We start from the raw sequence: 13,574 nt of genomic DNA on the forward strand, positions 1-13,574 counted from the left end.
TACGGGGCTGCGGCCTCGTACCTTTCTCCCCTCAGGCGCCGCTGTCTATCTGCGCCGAAGTGATCTGGCATACCGCGTTCACCGTGGCGCTGGCCGAATAGGCGATCTCCGGCAGTTTGTTCTGTGTGGCCTGGGCGCTCAGCATCAGCGACAGCATGGCCTTGCCGGCATCGGTATTCATCGGCGGCAGGCGCATCAGGCCAAAGCCGCAATCCGCCGCTCCCGGCTTGCTGACGATGAAGCCCCAGCCTCCACCCGGAGAATTCGCGTCCACCATAAAGCCCACACGCATGATGGTGACGTTGTTGACTTTTTTATCGATGGCGTGGGCTGACATTGATGTGAATAGCAGCCATAGCAATACAACCACTCTCTTGCCCATATAACCTCCTAAATGCCATTTTTCAACGATATACAAAGCATTTCTTCACCACCCCACAAAAAAAATCAGTACTCTGGCCATAGAAACCGTCTTAAATCTAGAAACAGAAAACACCAACAAAAAATTTCAAACCAGCCATAACAAAAAAAACACAACAACACTCGCTGCAAAAACTTCAAAACCCGCTCTATCAACCAACTAAAGCAACTATGCTTTTAGAAAAACCAATATCCAAGTAGTTACCCACCTATTTTTCTCAATACTGAAAAAGCTTTATGCCTGTTTTTTTGATTGGCGCTCCGCCCCTCAACCACCCCCTTCAAGCGTGCTAGTAGTAGATCACTGGCTTCTGCTCCTCCTTGCTCTATCCAAGAAAGTGCCAAACCAATCCAGTAGTCAGACTCACTAGCTAGTCCCGCCAAAACAACATTTAAGTAACAAAATCCCCCCCCAAGCTTTTCCCTAACCTCTTCGTAAGGTTTCTCCAATAAAACCAGAACCCTCCAAAAACTCTCTTCCTCCTGGAGAAAAAAAACCTGATCCCCCACGGACAAATACCACAACCCTTCTGAATTACACCGTAGCGCCATATCACCTTTAATATAATATTCAAAATCAGCCATCACATCCCTCTCCGGTGCTCAACCTTCACGTCATACTTCCTGACTGAACCAAAAAAACTTATGCTTTTTCTGACCGACCTCCCCATAACCTTCCAGCCCCTCATTGACAAAGAACCCTAGCTTGGCCCTTAAAGCCTGAAAAACTTTCAGAAGAATCTTATCAATAGGTTGGAACAGACCTAATAACCGCAAGACTCGATAAATCTAAAAATGGCCAGCCACAAGCCCCACATATACCTCCTGGGCTTTATAGCCAACTTCCAAATCAACAGCCATCACCGTCTCCGAATACATCTGTGGAGGGCAATAATCATGCTCTTCAATATAATGAAGTATCAACGAAGGAGATGCAAAATATGCTCCTTTCTCAACTCCAGGAATCCATATTTCAGAAAAACCCAAACCAACATCTCCCACGAACAAATCCCGACATCCAGCGACTACACACTCATGTGCACTCATTACTCTATTAACGTGGAAATCAACCGCCCCCTCCGACATAATTATCAACTTCAATTTATCAAGCAATCCAGAACTTACCCGCCCCCCTGGAGTACTGCTGCCCTCTTCCTAACCAACCTATGTTTCTTACACTACCTAACGGCCTCAAAAGAAAATACGAATAAAAAGACATGTCTGGGAAATACATAAATCACCTACCTCGCAAATGTTGTACAAGCAGCCCACTGCACGCATCCCATCCCAAGCTGTAATAGTTTTTCCAAGGGGGTACTGAACTCAACAGTCGTTGAGTTTCCATCGATATGCAATGCTGGACCTCTAGCAGCTGGAGCACTTAGAGTATAGTTAGGAATCTCAGCACGCGGCAAATAAGTAGCCATGCCTTCAATATCACCTGCAAGTCTCGGATTAATTTTTGCAGCCTGCGCCAAACCAGCCCAATCACCCAATTCAATAAATCGACCGGTTTCATCCAGAATATTAATTCCAGGCCTTGGAAGAGTTATGTACGTCCCATCAGGCACCCCAAAATCCCCGCTACCGAAAACATATTTACCGTGCCCTGCGAACGCTTTCCCACTACCCCCAGAAAGTATACCAGCAGCATATTTATGGCCACCACGCCCTCCTAGACCGCGCTCCGCTCCCGAGACGGCCCCGAACATAAAGTCAAAACCTACAGAAACTATTGCGCGCCCGACAGGAAGAAAGACACTGCCAACATCAAACAAGCCACCGCCAGCACTGATCGATATTTTTATAAGATATTAACTCACTAAACCCTTCACCCCAAATAGCTTGAGAAGCCCAGTTATTCGAAAGATATTGAACACCTCCGGCAACTGGATTGACCCATGACATAGACGGAGAAAAGGATAGCCCTCCTTTTAAAATGCCCAGGCTAAATTCGAAGCCACTTTCCGGACCATTCCCCATCCACAAGTTGCTCAAGAACAACCAACTATTATCAATAACTGGCGAGTACCAACTTTTGGACGAAGAAATCTCCTCCAACGCATACCCTGTCGGATCCACACTGGCGATCGGATTATTCCAGCCATAGGAGTAACGGTTGTAGGCCTGCGCCGCTATAGACACGGAAGTTTGCCGAACGCCAGCCAGCGGCGGTCGCGTCCCCGACCATGAGACAGATCGCCACGGCGACGATCCACGCACTCCAACGCCCCACCATGCATCCCCCAGAGCCCACCCCCATGGCAGGCACGCAGACCGGGCGCAAAGGCAGGCGGTGCGGTACGCGTCCTTGCAACTCGGGAGACGTGTACCACAAGGCCATCAATTGGCCACATATCTTTGGTTGGGCTCGAAACCGATGACCTTCTGTTCGGAGGCCACGCGGGCCCTCATCGAATTTTCGCAAAGGCAGGCACTCCCCCTTGCCCCCCCAGCGGTAATCCCACCGCAAGAAAAAACATCAAACCTGCTGACGACTTGCGCGAAAAATGCGATGTTTCGGCCACGCTGTACCCGCACCGCCCAATCAGAACAATTTGCTACAGCGCGCCAATACAATCAGGAGATCGCCGCATGATGCAGGCCTATAAGAATAAATGGTTGCCCCTCAGTGCCCTGGCCCTTGGCATGGCCCTGTCCTTCGGCGCCAACGCCGAAGAGCAGAAGTCGGTGGCCGTGACTGCCATCGTCGAGCACCCGGCGCTGGACGCCGCTCGCGACGGGGTCAAGGAGGCCCTCCAGGAGGCCGGCTACGAAGACGGCAAGAACCTCAAGTGGCAGTACCAGAGCGCCCAGGGCAACACCGGCACCGCCGCGCAGATCGCCCGCAAGTTCATCGGCGACAAGCCCGACGTGATCGTCGGCATCGCCACTCCGTCGGCCCAGGCGCTGGTGGCCGCGACCAAGAGCATCCCGATCGTCTTCAGCACCGTCACCGACCCGGTCGGCGCGCACCTGACGCCGAGCTGGGAAGCCTCCGGCACCAACGTCACCGGGGTTTCCGACATGCTCGCGCTGGACAAGCAGATCGAGCTGATCAAGAAAGTGGTGCCGGGCGCCAAGCGCATCGGCATGGTCTACAACCCGGGCGAAGCCAACTCCGTGGTGGTGGTCAAGGAGCTGAAGGAACTGCTGCCGAAGATGGGCCTGAGCCTGGTCGAAGCCTCGGCACCGCGTTCGGTGGACGTCAGCTCGGCGGCGCGCAGCCTGGTCGGCAAGGTCGACGCGATCTACACCAACACCGACAACAACGTGGTGTCCGCCTACGAGGCGCTGGTCAAGGTCGGCAACGACGCGAAGATCCCGCTGATCGCCTCCGACACCGACAGCGTCAAGCGCGGCGCCATCGCCGCCCTCGGCATCAACTACAAGGAGATGGGCAAGCAGACCGGCCGCATGGTGGTGCGCATCCTCAAGGGCGAGAAGCCGGGCGAGATCAAGCCGGAGACCAGCGACAACCTGCAGCTGTTCGTCAATCCCGGGGCCGCGCAGAAGCAAGGCGTGACCCTGTCCGACGAACTGCTCAAGTCGGCCGCGGAAGTCATCAAGTAAAAAAAGCGGCCGCCGGCCGCGGGCGTTCCGCCCGTGGCCGGACGGCACGATAATCCTGCCTTCACGCACTCGGTTACGAAGTCATGTCTCTGTTTTCCCTGTTCGGTGCCCTGGAGATCGGCCTGATCTTCAGCCTCGTGGCACTCGGCGTGTTCATCTCCTTCCGCCTGCTGCGCTTCCCCGACCTCACGGTGGACGGCAGCTTCCCGCTCGGCGGCGCGGTCTGCGCGACCCTCATCGCCCTTGGCTGGGACCCGTACAGCGCGACCCTGGCGGCCACCGCCGCCGGTGCACTGGCCGGGCTGGCCACCGGCCTGCTCAACGTCAAGCTGAAGATCATGGACCTGCTCGCCAGCATCCTGATGATGATCGCGCTCTACTCGATCAACCTGCGCATCATGGGCAAGCCCAACGTACCGCTGATCGCCGAGCCGACATTGTTCACCCTGCTGCAGCCGGAATGGCTCAGCGACTACGTGTTCCGGCCGCTGCTGCTGGTGTTCATCGTGATCGCCGCGAAGCTGCTGCTGGACTGGTTCTTCACCACCCAGAAAGGCCTGGCGATCCGCGCCACCGGCTCCAACCCGCGGATGGCCCGTGCCCAGGGGGTCAACACCGGCGGCATGATCCTGCTCGGCATGGCCATCTCCAACGCGCTGGTGGCGTTGGCCGGCGCGCTGTTCGCGCAGACCCAGGGCGGCGCCGATATCTCCATGGGTATCGGCACCATCGTCATCGGCCTGGCCGCGGTGATCGTCGGCGAGAGCATCCTGCCCTCGCGCCGGCTGATCCTGGCGACCCTCGCGGTGATCCTCGGTGCCATCGTCTACCGCTTCTTCATCGCCCTGGCGCTGAACAGCGATTTCATCGGCTTGCAGGCCCAGGACCTGAACCTGGTCACCGCGGTGCTGGTCACCGTCGCCCTGGTGATTCCGATGATGAAGAAACGCCTGCTCGGCAAGAAGGGAGCCTGACCATGCTCAGCGCGAAGAACCTGAAGATCACCTTCAACCCCGGCACCCCCATCGAGACCCGCGCCCTGCGCGGCCTGTCGCTGGACATCCCGGCCGGCCAGTTCGTCACCGTGATCGGCTCCAACGGCGCCGGCAAGTCGACCTTCCTCAACGCAGTCTCCGGCGACCTGCCGATCGACAGCGGGCAGATCCTGATCGACGACGAAGACGTCACCCGCAAGCCGGTCTGGGCCCGCGCCAACCGCGTCGCGCGAGTGTTCCAGGACCCCATGGCGGGTACCTGCGAGGACCTCACCATCGAGGAGAACATGGCCCTGGCGCAGCGTCGCGGTGCCGGTCGCGGTCTCGGCAGGGCGGTGCAGGCATCGATGCGCGACGGTTTCCGGGAAAGCCTGGCGACCCTCGGCCTCGGCCTGGAGAACCGCCTCGGCGACCGCATCGGCCTGCTCTCCGGCGGCCAGCGCCAGGCCGTCAGCCTGCTGATGGCGGCGCTGCAGCCGTCGCGCATCCTGTTGCTCGACGAACACACCGCGGCGCTCGACCCGCGCACCGCCGACTTCGTCCTGCATCTCACCGCACGGATCGTCGCCGAGAAGAAACTCACCACCATGATGGTCACCCACAGCATGCGCCAGGCGCTGGACGTGGGCGAGCGCACGGTGATGCTGCACCAGGGCCAGGTGGTGCTGGACGTCTCCGGCGAGCAACGCAAGGGCCTCGACGTACCGGACCTGCTGGCGATGTTCGAGAAGGTACGCGGCGAGAAGCTCGCCGACGACGCCCTCCTCCTCGGCTGACAGGGCCGCGGTGCCTCTCCGCTGCGAAGCGGGGAGGCACCGTCGACCTGCAGCAGATCAAGGCGCGATCCGCGTCCGTCTGCCACACTCGCAGGCATCCTCCCGCTCAGATGCCCGCATGAACCTCGAACTGCTCTGGGTGGTCGGCCTGCTCGCCACCACCGTCGCCCTCTTCATCCACAACCGCCTGCGCCTGGACGTGATCGCCCTGCTGGTGATCATGGCCTTCAGCGTCAGCGGAACCCTTACCCTCAACGAAGCCCTGGCCGGCTTCAGCGATCCCAGCGTGATACTGATCGCCGCGCTGTTCGTGATCGGCGAAGGCCTGGTGCGTACCGGGGTAGCCTACCAGGTCGGCGACTGGCTGATCGCCCGCGCCGGCAGCAGCGAAGCGCGCCTGCTGGTACTGCTGATGCTGGCGGTGGCCGGGTTGGGCTCGGTGATGAGTTCCACCGGGGTGGTGGCGATCTTCATCCCGGTGGTCCTGAGCATCGCCGCCAAGCTGAAGATCCCTCCGGGCCGGCTGATGATGCCGCTGGCCTTCGCCGGACTGATCAGTGGCATGATGACCCTGGTCGCCACGCCACCGAACATGGTGGTCAACAGCGAGCTGGCGCGCGAGGGTCATGCCGGCTTCGGCTTCTTCGCCTTCACCCCGATAGGCCTGATGGTGCTCGCCATCGGCGTGGCCTACATGCTGCTCACGCGCAACTGGCTGAACGCCGCCAGCCCGGCGGAAGTCGGCGCGCCGAAGGCACGGCGGACCCTGCGCGACCTGATCCGCGACTATCGCCTGGCCGGCCGCGAACGGCGCCTGCAGGTCCAGCTCGGCTCGCCGTTGATCGGCAGCACCCTGGAAGAACTGCAACTGCGCACCCGCCTGGGCGCCAACGTGGTCGGCCTGGAGCGGGTGCGCAAGTTCCACAGCGAGGTGGTCAAGGTCGGCGGCAGCACCGAGCTGAAGGCGGGCGACGTGTTGCTGCTGGACGTCTTCGCCCCTCCGGAGGACATGGACCGGCGCTGCGCCGAGCTGAACCTGGTGCGCCTGCCGTTCCGCGCCAGCTACTTCATCGACCAGTCGCGGGAGGTCGGCATGGCCGAGGTGACTCTGCCGCCGGACTCCACCCTGCTCGGCAAGAGCGTCCTGGAACTGGGCTTCCGTTCGCAGTACGGGCTCAACGTGGTCGGCCTGCGTCGCGACCACGAAGCGCTCACCGACGGCATGCTGGAAGAGAAGCTGCGCCTGGGCGATACCCTGCTGGTGATCGGCGCCTGGAAGGCGATCCGCCAGTTGCAGGGACGCAACCGCGATTTCCTGGTGCTCAGCCTGCCGGCGGAGATCGACGAGGTGGCGCCGGCCCTGAGCAAGGCGCCGCACGCCCTGCTCAGCCTGGCCGTGATGGTGGCGCTGATGGTCAGCGGGGTGGTGCCCAACGTGGTCGCGGCACTGGTCGGCTGCCTGTTGATGGGCCTGTTCCGTTGCATCGACATGGACGGCGCCTACCGCGCCATCCATTGGCAAAGCCTGGTCCTGATCGTCGGCATGCTGCCCTTCGCCCTGGCCCTGCAGAAGACCGGCGGTATCGACCTGGTGGTCTCGCTGCTGGTCGACGCCCTCGGCGACGCCGGCCCGCGCGTGCTGCTGGCCAGCCTGTTCCTGCTCACCGCGGCCATCGGCCTGTTCATCTCCAACACCGCTACCGCGGTGCTGATGGCGCCGATCGCCATCGCCACCGCCAAGCAGATCGGCGCCTCGCCCTACCCCTTCGCCATGGTGGTGGCGGTGGCGGCCTCGGCAGCCTTCATGACGCCGATTTCCTCGCCGGTGAACACCCTGGTGCTGGGCCCTGGCCAATACCGCTTCGGAGACTTCGTCCGGATCGGCGTGCCATTTACCCTGCTGGTGATGTTCGTCTGCGTGCTGGTGATTCCGTGGCTGTTTCCATTGTGACCGGGCCAGGAGCGCGCCGCTCGGCAGAAACACTGGCCAGCCTCCGGCGGATGTGAATAATGCCCGCCTCGCCGTCACGGAAACCGAGAACATGCCCCGCCCGACCAGCCCGCATCCCGACGCCGAGCGCAAGAGCGCCAGCCCGCTGCACCCGCGCAATCGCCACCTGGGACGCTACGACTTTCCGCGCCTGATCGCCGGCAGCCCGGAACTGGAGCGCTTCGTCATCCTCAATCCGTACGGCAGGCAGAGCATCGACTTCGCCGATCCGGCGGCGGTGAAAGCCTTCAACCGCGCGCTGCTGCAACAGTTCTACGACGTACGCGAGTGGGATATACCCGATGGTTACCTGTGCCCGCCCATTCCCGGTCGCGCCGACTACCTGCACTACCTGGCCGACCTGCTCGGCGCCAGCCACGATGGCCTGATTCCACGCGGTCCCGGCCTGCGTGCGCTGGACGTCGGAACCGGAGCCAACTGCATCTACCCGCTGCTCGGCCACCACGAATACGGCTGGCGCTTCGTCGGCGCCGACATCGACCCGCAATCGCTGGCCTCGGCCGCTGCGATCCTCGCCGCCAACCCACGCTTCGCCGCTGCCATCGAGTTGCGCCGGCAGCCTGATCGCAGGCAGATATTCCAAGGCCTGATCGGCGTCGATGAGCGCTTCGACATGACCCTCTGCAACCCGCCCTTCCACGCCTCGCTGGACGAAGCCACGCGCGGCAGCCGGCGCAAGTGGAAGAACCTCGGCAAGCTCGACCCGACCCGTACCCTGCCGCTACTGAACTTTGGCGGCCAGGGCGCCGAGCTGTACTGCGAGGGCGGCGAAGCGGCCTTCCTGGCCGGCATGGCCGAGGAAAGCCGGGCGTTCGCCACGCAGGTGTTCTGGTTCACCACCCTGGTATCCAAGGCGAGCAACCTGCCGAACCTCCAGGAGCGCCTGAAGACGTTGGGCGCCAGCGATATCCGCGTGGTGGACATGGCCCAGGGACAGAAGCAGAGCCGCTTCGTCGCCTGGACCTACCTCGACAAGAAGCAGCGCCGGGCCTGGCGCAAGGAGCGTTGGACAGCAGCCCTCCTGGAACCACTGGGCGAATAGCCAGCACGCCTCTCCACCCGGATCCGCTGCCGAGCCAAGAATCGGACACCCCAAGGTGTCCGTTCGTGACGTCCTTCTTTTACGACCGGTCAGGCCAGATCAAGGCCACGCATCCTCAGGCGTACATCCTGTTCCTGGACCTCGCCTGAACGTTCCGGTTTGCTTGCCAGGTCGAGAGCATCGAGCAGTCCCTGGCTATGGCCACTCTGCTCCCCCAGGGCCGCCTCTTCGAGAACCCGGCGGGTCACTCCCTGCTCATCGCTGGCGCTCAGCAGCACGCGCATGTCGGTTTCTTTGTTATAGAGAATCTCTTTTTCATTCTTGTAGTTCGATATCCCGCTGACATCGATTCCGGACCTGCCGAACACGGTGGATATCGTGCCCTGCCCGAAGCTCCTCGCGACACCGGGGTTCAGGGAGGTGGAGAGATAGCCGTCGTCGTGGCCAACCTTGCCCTCTTCCACTGCGTTGAAGGCATCCCCGCCACGGGTGCCACGGAAAGTCTTCACTACCTGTTCAGCCTGTCCGCTCTTCTCGAAGGCCGCGGACATACCTTGGTCGATCAGCTTTTGTCCCGCATCCAGCTCCTGCCCCTGACGCAGAGCGCGATTCAGGTCCGCGTAGTGAATGCCGGTGTAGAGACCAAGCGCCATCACTTCGGCGTCACTGTGGATGCCACCAGGCTGTCTGCCCAGGTACTTTTCCGCATCCGCCCCGAACCGCTTCACCAGGCCATCCGCCAGCGCCTTGTCGGCCGATACTCTGCTGACCTCGCTCTCTACCGCTTGGCGCAACAGTGCGACCTCGCTCATTACCTGATGCAACTGGTCGGTGATTTCGCGCCGCAGTTCCGGGCTTGCGTCGAGCACCAGTTGACTCGCGGCACCGCCGGTGGTGCCCCACTGCTGCAGCGCGATCCCGCCGATGCTCCGTTCGAGCAGGCGGCCAGCCTGGATACGGGACTCCTCGACCTGGCTGCCGGCACGAATGCCGGCCAAGGCGGTGCTCAGCGAACGCAGCGCCCCATCTCCGCTGGCCAGGCGGGAGTGCTCCCGGGCCAGTCCTTCCGGTGTCAGGGTCGCCAGCTCGCTCGCCTTGTCGAGTCCCTTCAAGGTCATGGGCAATGCCTGCTGCAGCACCATCTGCTTGAACACGACGGCCGAGGACATGACCGCAGGCTGCGCGTCCTGACTGGGCTGCGGGCCGGTGCGGGCGTGGGAGCCCAACAGCTTGCCCAGCCAGTCCATGATCGCCACGAAGGGACGCACGAGTGCCGCACCCAGGCGAGCGAGCAGCCCCTCCCCCTTCGGCGCGTCCTGGCGCTGGGCCAACTGCTGCGCTTCACTGGGGGTGGCGACCTGGCGGGCCTCAATCTGTCCCAAACGCCCACTGGCGGCCTGGTGCAATTCGACGGCGAAAGACGGACTCTGCTGAAGCGATTGAATATGCATGATGGTTGCCTTCTCCTGATGTTTCTCCGCCAGTCTAGGAACGGGAAACCCCATCGCCTATCAGGATTGGCCGCCGTTTTTTCACTGGAATCGGCAGCGGCAAAACCTAAAAAAAGAGAACCACGATTAACAGTCTCTCCGGGCTGGCACTGCTCTAATGGCCGCCTCCAGTGACTCGGAACACGCCATGAATCCACTCTACCGCGCCGCCATCCACCAGCTTTTTCTCGCTCTCGATCTCCCGACGCCCAATGACGAGGAGAGCGTACTCAGCCTGCAGCTGGGCCCGCATCTCTGCCATCTGGCAGAACATCCGACCGATCACCTGTTGATGTTCACCCGCCTGGAAGGACAAGGAGACGCTACGGCCAGCGAGCAGAACCTGTTCAGCCAGGACCCTTGCAAGCCGATCCTGGGCCGCGACCCCGAAAGCGGCGAACGGCTGCTCTGGAACCGCCAGCCCTTGCAGTTGCTGGACAGGGCCCAGATCCACCATCAACTCGAACAACTGGTCGCCGCCGCCGAAGAGCTACGCTGAGCCCAGTCGGGCGAAAGGAGCCGATGCCGCAGGTTCTGCTTTCCTCGAAGCCCCCGGGGCTTAACTCCATTGACCATGCCGAGCCAGCCGGAGCACCTGCCCTCGAGGCAGCCGGCTGCCACTGCCCGGGGGCAGTTCCAACTGCGTCAGCCCATGCAGCGCGTGCGAACAGAGGGGAGCCGAGGGACCGGGTGGCAGGAGCGAGATGCGACTTCGCGCTATCGACGGGCGTCCGGCTCGCTCCACTGTCGCCGTCCTCGCGTCCTGCTCCTCGTACCGGCAGTCCCCATCAGTTCCAGCGGACGTTGAGCACGAAGAAGTTCGCCAGCACCCAGACCACCAGCAGCAGGTGGGTCAGTTGCAATCCCTCCTGGCGGATCCAGTAGCCGAACCAGAGCCCGCCCAGCAGCATGCCGAAGAGCAAGCCGAGGGCCGCGCTCAGGACCAGGCTGAGCCAGGGCCGGGCCGCCTCCAGGCCGGCGCCGAACAGCAGTTCGCAACAACCGGTCCGGGCCGTGACGACGGCAGCGACCTACAGCGAACTGAGGCCGGGCGCAGGCGGAATCGAGCCGTTCGAGGGGCGCCAGCCTGGCGCCTCGCGGGCTCAGACCGACGGCGTCTCGAGGAACACCGGCAACCCCTCCGCATAATCCGAATAGCTTGCCAGTTCCGGGTATTCGCTGGCGGCGACCCGCTCCGCGACCACCAGTTGGCTGAAGCGCCAGGCCACCGCGACGGTCACCCCGACCAGCTCGATGCCACCGTCGCGTGCCAGCGGCTCCTGGCGCAGCGCTGCCTCCAGCCAGTCGTAGGCCGCCAGCAACTGCCCCTCCACCCGCTCCAGCCAGGGGCCGTGGCGGCGTTCCTCGGGACGCAGGTTCAGTTCGTAGTAGATCTGCACGGATTTCTCGCAGGCCACCAGCGCCGCGCCGATCAGACTCAACGCCCGTGCACGGGCCTGCGGCCGTTGCGGCAGCAGACTGCGTTCGCGGCCGGCCAGGCACTCCAGGTAATCGAGGATCAGGCTGGAGTCCATCAGCACGGTGCCATCGTCCAGCACCAGCGTGGGCGCCTTGACCATCGGGTTGAACAGGCTGAACGCCTGGAAATTGCGGAACACCGACAGCGGCCGGTGCTCGTAGGGCAGGTCCAGCAGGCGCAGGGCGATGGCGACCCGGCGCACAAAAGGCGAATCCAGCATACCGATCAGTTGCATCGCGGCATCCTTTGTCGATGATTAAGCGCCGCTAAGAGGGCGACGCCTGGGAAAATCACTCTAGTCGTTGCACAACGCGAAAAATATCGAGATAAATTCAGCGAATCCTTTAGAAAAACTTACATGAGCGACCTCCCTCCCCTCACCGCCCTGCGCAGCTTCGAAGCGGTCGCCCGGCTCGGCAGCATCAGCCAGGCCGCCAGCGAGCTGCACGTCACCCACTCAGCGATCAGCCAGCAGATCAAGCTGCTGGAAAACCTCCTCGGCCTGGCCCTGTTCGTCCGCGAGGGGCGCGGCCTGCGCCTGAGCGAGAACGGCCGGTTCTACGCCCTGCAGGTACGCGCCTCTCTGGGCGAGATCGCCGACGCCACGCGGGTGGTGCGGGCGCGTCCACGGGAGGGTGAGCTGGTGGTCACGGTGATGCCGTCCTTCGGCCTGAACTGGCTGCTGCCGCGCCTGCCGCGCTTTCGCGAGCGCCATCCGCACTGTCGCGTGCGGCTGGTCGCCAGTCTTGACGTGCAGAACCTGCGCCAGGGCCTGGCCGACCTCGGCGTACGCATCGGCAAGGGCGACTGGGAAGGGGTCGGTCGGGAACGCCTGTTCGACGACGAGTTGCTGATGGTCGCCGCGCCCGACTTCAACGGCGGCCGCCTGCCGCGCACGCCGAGCGAGATCGTCGCCTGCCCTACACTGCGCTCCACCGAATCCTGGGCGCTCTGGTGCCAGCGCGCCGGCGTGGCGGAACCGCAGCACGGACTGCTGATCAATGACTCGAACCTGCTGCTGGAAGCCGTGCGCCTGGGCCAGGGCATCGCCCTGGAGCGTCGCAGCCTGGTCGCCGGCGCCCTCGCCGAGGGCCGCCTGGTGCAACTGGGCGACATCCGCGTGCCCTACCCCTATCCCTACTGGCTGGTCTGGCCGCAGCGCGAGCCGCCGAGCGACCGCCACCAGGCCTTCGCCGACTGGCTGCGCGAGGAGGCCCGGCGCTACCAGGCCGAGCAACCGCCGCTCAGCGAATGAAGTTGCGGCTGATCTCGCGGAAGCGGTCGCTGCCGGCGCGTCCCATCCATTCGAAGGCGACCATCTCCCGCGACACGATCATCGCCCCGGCCTGGCGCATCCGCTCCACGGCCAGCGCCTTGTCGCTCGGCCGCCGCGAGCCGATCGCCTCCTCCACGACGAACACTTCGCGACCACGGCCAAGCAGGTCGAGCACGGTCTGCAGCACGCAGACGTGCGCCTCGCTGCCGCAAACCACGAACTGCCGGCGGTCGCCGCCGGGCGCGCGCAGCAGGGCGCCGTCGGCGGCGGCCGAGAAGTCCAGCTTCTCGAGGATCTGCGTGGGCTCCAGCTCATCGCGCAGGGCCGCCACCGTCGGCCCCAGGCCCTTGCTGTACTGCTCGCTGGCCAGCACCGGCACGTCCAGTGCGCGGGCCACGCGCAACAACCACTGGCTGTACTCGACCAGCGCCGGACCGTCGTCGATGGCCGGCAGCAGGCGTTCCTGGATATCGACCACCAGCAGGGTCGAGGTTGCGGCGCGGATCAGCAT

Annotated in this window: 15 protein-coding genes and 1 pseudogene; 7 read left to right on the plus strand and 9 right to left on the minus strand. The window is 62.8% G+C overall.

Annotated features, from left to right (window positions below):
• Positions 1–31: 31 nt before the first annotated feature.
• From HMPREF1224_RS21835 to HMPREF1224_RS45375, 5 genes are all read right to left on the minus strand, one after another.
• Positions 32–382, minus strand: coding sequence for a hypothetical protein (locus HMPREF1224_RS21835; RefSeq protein ID WP_003143111.1), 351 nt, complete (start codon positions 380–382; stop codon positions 32–34).
• 239 nt (positions 383–621) lie between these two features.
• Positions 622–1,005 (minus strand): hypothetical protein, encoded by a 384-nt coding sequence (locus HMPREF1224_RS45360; protein ID WP_123823007.1) that lies wholly within the window; start codon positions 1,003–1,005, stop codon positions 622–624.
• Between the two features lie 204 nt (positions 1,006–1,209).
• The gene (locus HMPREF1224_RS45365; RefSeq protein WP_153570271.1) at positions 1,210–1,422 is read right to left on the minus strand and encodes a DUF7919 family protein; all 213 of its coding nucleotides are present in this window, start codon (positions 1,420–1,422) and stop codon (positions 1,210–1,212) included.
• A gap of 239 nt (positions 1,423–1,661) precedes the next feature.
• Positions 1,662–2,198, minus strand: coding sequence for a putative adhesin (locus tag HMPREF1224_RS45370; protein WP_123823008.1), 537 nt, complete (start codon positions 2,196–2,198; stop codon positions 1,662–1,664).
• The gene (locus tag HMPREF1224_RS45375; protein ID WP_153274574.1) at positions 2,191–2,565 is read right to left on the minus strand and encodes a hypothetical protein; all 375 of its coding nucleotides are present in this window, start codon (positions 2,563–2,565) and stop codon (positions 2,191–2,193) included. Before HMPREF1224_RS45375 ends, HMPREF1224_RS45370 begins: the two co-directional genes overlap by 8 nt.
• A 450-nt stretch (positions 2,566–3,015) precedes the next feature.
• Here HMPREF1224_RS45375 and HMPREF1224_RS21840 point away from each other — a divergent pair, with 450 nt between their 5' ends.
• The 5 genes from HMPREF1224_RS21840 to rlmF all read left to right on the plus strand — a co-directional run bounded on the left by HMPREF1224_RS21840 (position 3,016) and on the right by rlmF (position 8,817).
• Positions 3,016–3,993, plus strand: coding sequence for an ABC transporter substrate-binding protein (locus HMPREF1224_RS21840; protein WP_003092876.1), 978 nt, complete (start codon positions 3,016–3,018; stop codon positions 3,991–3,993).
• A gap of 83 nt (positions 3,994–4,076) precedes the next feature.
• Positions 4,077–4,967, plus strand: coding sequence for an ABC transporter permease (locus HMPREF1224_RS21845; RefSeq protein ID WP_003092881.1), 891 nt, complete (start codon positions 4,077–4,079; stop codon positions 4,965–4,967).
• Positions 4,968–4,969: 2 nt separating this feature from the next.
• Positions 4,970–5,764, plus strand: coding sequence for an ABC transporter ATP-binding protein (locus HMPREF1224_RS21850; RefSeq protein WP_003092883.1), 795 nt, complete (start codon positions 4,970–4,972; stop codon positions 5,762–5,764).
• 118 nt (positions 5,765–5,882) lie between these two features.
• Entirely contained in the window at positions 5,883–7,715 is a 1,833-nt protein-coding gene (locus HMPREF1224_RS21855; protein ID WP_003100585.1) for an SLC13 family permease, read from the plus strand.
• A gap of 91 nt (positions 7,716–7,806) precedes the next feature.
• Positions 7,807–8,817 carry a 23S rRNA (adenine(1618)-N(6))-methyltransferase RlmF gene (gene rlmF / locus HMPREF1224_RS21860; RefSeq protein WP_003092887.1) on the plus strand — a complete coding sequence of 337 codons (1,011 nt, stop codon included), beginning with the start codon at positions 7,807–7,809 and terminating at the stop codon, positions 8,815–8,817.
• 89 nt (positions 8,818–8,906) lie between these two features.
• Here rlmF and exoS read toward each other — a convergent pair whose 3' ends face one another.
• Positions 8,907–10,268, minus strand: coding sequence for a T3SS effector bifunctional cytotoxin exoenzyme S (gene exoS, locus HMPREF1224_RS21865; RefSeq protein ID WP_003113791.1), 1,362 nt, complete (start codon positions 10,266–10,268; stop codon positions 8,907–8,909).
• Positions 10,269–10,455: 187 nt separating this feature from the next.
• Here exoS and HMPREF1224_RS21870 point away from each other — a divergent pair, with 187 nt between their 5' ends.
• The gene (locus HMPREF1224_RS21870) at positions 10,456–10,806 is read left to right on the plus strand and encodes a CesT family type III secretion system chaperone (protein ID WP_010793389.1); all 351 of its coding nucleotides are present in this window, start codon (positions 10,456–10,458) and stop codon (positions 10,804–10,806) included.
• Between the two features lie 289 nt (positions 10,807–11,095).
• Here the strand turns inward: HMPREF1224_RS21870 and HMPREF1224_RS46185 are convergent.
• Together HMPREF1224_RS46185 and HMPREF1224_RS21875 are read right to left on the minus strand one after the other, a co-directional pair.
• Positions 11,096–11,335, minus strand: a pseudogene (locus tag HMPREF1224_RS46185) (DUF2165 family protein); the annotation flags it as partial.
• A gap of 75 nt (positions 11,336–11,410) precedes the next feature.
• Positions 11,411–12,022 carry a glutathione S-transferase gene (locus HMPREF1224_RS21875; protein ID WP_003119282.1) on the minus strand — a complete coding sequence of 204 codons (612 nt, stop codon included), beginning with the start codon at positions 12,020–12,022 and terminating at the stop codon, positions 11,411–11,413.
• Positions 12,023–12,145: 123 nt separating this feature from the next.
• Between HMPREF1224_RS21875 and HMPREF1224_RS21880 the strand changes: the two genes are divergently transcribed.
• Entirely contained in the window at positions 12,146–13,042 is an 897-nt protein-coding gene (locus HMPREF1224_RS21880) for a LysR substrate-binding domain-containing protein (protein WP_003100573.1), read from the plus strand.
• Here the strand turns inward: HMPREF1224_RS21880 and HMPREF1224_RS21885 are convergent.
• Complete coding sequence (locus HMPREF1224_RS21885; RefSeq protein WP_010793390.1) at positions 13,032–13,574, minus strand: hydrolase; 543 nt, start codon at positions 13,572–13,574, stop codon at positions 13,032–13,034. The two genes, HMPREF1224_RS21880 and HMPREF1224_RS21885, sit on opposite strands and share 11 nt — an antisense overlap.

Source organism: Pseudomonas sp. P179 (assembly GCF_000478485.2).
In the GTDB taxonomy this organism is placed as follows: Bacteria; Pseudomonadota; Gammaproteobacteria; order Pseudomonadales; family Pseudomonadaceae; genus Pseudomonas; species Pseudomonas aeruginosa.